Raw genomic sequence first — 1,632 nt, 5'->3', positions numbered from 1 at the left:
CTGCGGTCACCGACGCCGTGCGCGAGGTCCGCCGCCCGCGCACAGTCCTCGGCCGCCTCCTCGGGGCTGCCGAGCGCCGCCTGCGCCAGGGACAGATTGATCAGCGCCGTCGCCGCGCCCCGGGCGTCGCCCGCCAGCGCGGCGAGCGCGGGCGCGGCCTCCAGGTGGACGAGGGCCTCGCCGACCCGGCCCTCCTCGGTCAGCACCCACCCGAGCAGCGCGAGGACCCGCGCCTCGGCGCGGGCGTCGGCGTCGGCCCGCGCGGCCTCAAGTGCCTTCTCCAGCAGCGGAGTCCAGCCGTCGCGCACCCGCCAGACGATCTGCGGCCACATCCCCAGGATGATCCGCCACGTCCTGCCGTGCAGCCCCGCCGCGTCGGCGGCGGCCGCCGCCAGGGTCAGGTCGTCGCGCTCGGCCTCGTACCAGGCCATCGCCTGCGCACGGCCGGTGAACGTCCGCGCCCCCCGCGGCGGCCGGAAGTCCGCGGGCAGCGCGAAGCAGGACTCGTCGCCGGGCTCGGCCGCGTCCGCCGCCGCCAGGGCGGTGGCCACGGTGAGGTCGAGCACCCGCGCCAGGGCATCGCTCTCGGCGTCCAGGCCCCGCGCGTACAGCCGTACGAGATCGTGCAGCGTCCAGCGGTCCGGCGCGGCCCGCACGACGAGATGCGCCGCGGTCAGCGTGTCCAGGGCGGCCTCGGCGGCCGACGGGTCGGTCCCGGCGAGAGCCGCCGCCAGGTACCGGTCGACATATCTGCCCGGATGGCGGCCCAGGTGGGCGAAGAGGTGCGCGGCGCCCGCGGGCAGCCGCCGCACGGTCAGCCGCAGCGCCGCCCGTACGCCCGTGTCCTCCACGTCGAGCAGGCCCAACCGGCGCGACTCGTCCGCCAGTTCCTCGCCCATCGCGCCGAGGGACGACTCCGGCTGGTCCGCCAGCCGGGCGGCGGCCACCCGCAGCGCCAGCGGCAGCCCGCCGCACAGCTCGGCCAGGCGCCGCGCGGCCACCTCCTCGGCGCGCACCCGCTCGGTGCCGAGCACGGCGGCCAGGAGGGCCGCGCTGTCCTCCGGTTCGAGTACGTCCACGGGGACCGGGCGCGCCGCGTCGGAGGCGATCAGGCCGCGCAGCCGGTAGCGGCTCGTGACCACGGTGACGCAGCGGGCGCCGCCCGGCAGCAGCTCCCGCACCTGCTCGGAGGCGCGCGCGTTGTCGAGTACGACGAGCAGCTGGCGCTCGGCGCTCAAGGACCTGAACAGGGCGGACGCGGCGCTCGCCGACTCCGGTATGCGGCGCGGCGCGGCCCCGAGGGCGAGCAGGAACTCCCGCAGCACCTCAAGGAGCGCGGGCTCCCCGGTGTCGCTGAAGCCGCGCAGATCGGCGTAGAGCAGCCCGCCGGGAAACTGCTCGCGGTGGCGGTGCGCCCAGTGCGTCACGAGCGCCGTCTTGCCCACGCCCGCGGGACCGGTGACCAGGCAGACGGGTGCCTCGCCCGCGGCGGCCCGGGACAGCGCGGTCAGCTCGGCGGCCCGGCCGTGGAAGCCGCGGGGCATGCGCGGCAGCAGGTCGACCGCCATCGGGAGCGCGGCGGACGACCGCGCGGGCATGGGCGCGGGCATGGGCACCGGCACGGTGACGGGC

The 1,632-nt window shown here is 78.0% G+C and carries 1 protein-coding gene; it reads right to left on the bottom strand.

Annotated elements, in window-relative coordinates; all coding sequences use genetic code 11:
* The coding region (locus AB8Z36_RS39940; protein WP_369218259.1) for an NB-ARC domain-containing protein at nucleotides 1-1,632 on the bottom strand (1,632 nt) is incomplete at both ends.

The sequence above is a fragment of the Streptomyces flavofungini genome, from assembly GCF_041028215.1.
In the GTDB taxonomy this organism is placed as follows: Bacteria; Actinomycetota; Actinomycetes; order Streptomycetales; family Streptomycetaceae; genus Streptomyces; species Streptomyces flavofungini_B.
Note: the sequence above shows the minus strand (reverse complement) of the source record. Positions and strands in the feature narration are given on the sequence as shown.